Raw genomic sequence first — 1,639 nt, forward strand, 5'->3', positions numbered from 1 at the left:
TTATAACATTAGCTATATTACTTATATCTTGTAATTCTAATAATGGTAAGACAAAACAAGTTTCTACCATAGACAGCACTTTACAAGTAAGTGTTGATTCTATCCTGCAAAACAAACTATCCGAACTTGATGCTACAATAGGGCAAGTTATCATAATGGAAGTACAGACGGGAGAAATCAAGGCTTTTGTTGGTTCTGATTCTATTCTGCAAGAATCGGGATTAGTACGTACCGCTTCACTTTTGGCAGCGTTGGAAACAAAGACAGTTAAATTATCCGATACGATAGATGTTGATAATGGTATCTTAGCTATTGGTAAAGATACATTGTGCGACCATAATTGGCATAGGGGTGGATATGGAAAAATCACAGTGGAACAAGGCTTTGGAGTAGCATCCAATATCGCCAATTACAAAATAGTAAAAAAAGTATTTGAGAATGAACAAGCCTTTTCGGAAGCACTTGCAAAGTATGGCTATCAAGTGAAAGACACAAGTCTTGTTTATAATCCTTTGGGATATGGCATTCTCACCACTCCATTACAGAACTTGACTTTCTTTAATTACATAGCTAAAAGTAAGACTGCCATAAAAGAAGCATTGGAATACGCTGTTTCTGACGGATTAGCCAAGCCTGCCCAATCCGATAAAGTTAAAGTAGCAGGAGCAACGGGAACAATCCAACTTTCAAATGGAGAATATGCCGTAGAATTTTGCGGTTACTTCCCTGCCGATAATCCGAAATACAATGTTATCGTTACCATTAATAAGACAGAATTACCTGCAAGTGGTGGACTGATGGCAGGTAGTGTGTTTAGGCAGATTGTTGATATTATGAATGAAAGACAATGAGAAGATTGCTATTTATCATTATTGGATTGCTTGGTTTTGTGGCTTGCAAAACAGACAAAACATCTGTTCCGCAAGAATTTGAGTGCTTTAATCAGCCACATATCTATATAAAGTACAAACAACCGATAAACGGATATACAGTAAAAGTAATGTGGCTGCAAGATGGTGAGGTAGGTAATGCTCTATTCTGTTTAGAGAAACAAGGAGTAGAATATTACTACTTTGCGGAGAAATGGACTGATAGGGTTCTGTATGATAAAGGCAACACATATCCGAACAACACAGTTATAGAGTTAGACTATACGGCTAAATTAGAGAACGAAGAATACCTTTCGGATAATTCTCCTTTCTTCTTTTCTGATGTTGATTTTGACGGAGAAGATGAGTTCATTATCAACCGCTATAAAAGTGGTTCAAGAGAATCAAATGCTTATGATGTGTACGATGTTAGCCCATACGGTTACTTTATGCAGAAAACAGAAGTACCATTTACAGAGTTGGAAAACGGACAATGTAAGTTTGATTCAGAGAACAAGACCATTACTGTTTACGGCTCTAATGGTTGGAGCAATATTATCAATAAGACCTATCAACTAAAAGGCGAAAAGTTTGAATTAGTACAATCAGAATAACTATTTTAAAATCAAACGAAATGAAAACATTTAGATTTATTGGAATGGCTTTATTAGCCATAGTAATGTGTGTGAATTTTGCTTCTTGCAGTGATGATGATGAAGAAGAACAAGGAGAAACTTACAGTATTGAAGGTACTTGGCTATTGCAAAGTT

2 protein-coding genes are annotated in these 1,639 nt (G+C 36.1%); both read left to right on the forward strand.

Translation table 11 applies throughout. The annotated features are described in order from the left end of the window. Positions 1 to 2 precede the first annotated feature (2 nt). Positions 3 to 851 carry a penicillin-binding transpeptidase domain-containing protein gene (locus QVP94_RS12335; RefSeq protein WP_288213264.1) on the forward strand — a complete coding sequence of 283 codons (849 nt, stop codon included), beginning with the start codon at positions 3 to 5 and terminating at the stop codon, positions 849 to 851. Next, positions 848 to 1,483, forward strand: a complete 636-nt coding sequence (locus QVP94_RS12340; RefSeq protein WP_022192717.1) for an XAC2610-related protein — start codon at positions 848 to 850, stop codon at positions 1,481 to 1,483. Before QVP94_RS12335 ends, QVP94_RS12340 begins: the two co-directional genes overlap by 4 nt. Positions 1,484 to 1,639 lie beyond the last annotated feature (156 nt).

The sequence above is a fragment of the Parabacteroides sp. CAG:2 genome (genome assembly GCF_000436315.1).
Classification (GTDB): Bacteria; Bacteroidota; Bacteroidia; order Bacteroidales; family Tannerellaceae; genus Parabacteroides; species Parabacteroides distasonis.

Excerpts from the sequence above, each read along its gene's own strand:
- QVP94_RS12340 (WP_022192717.1), top strand. The coding sequence starts at position 848 with ATGAGAAGATTGCTATTTATCATTATTGGATTGCTTGGTTTTGTGGCT.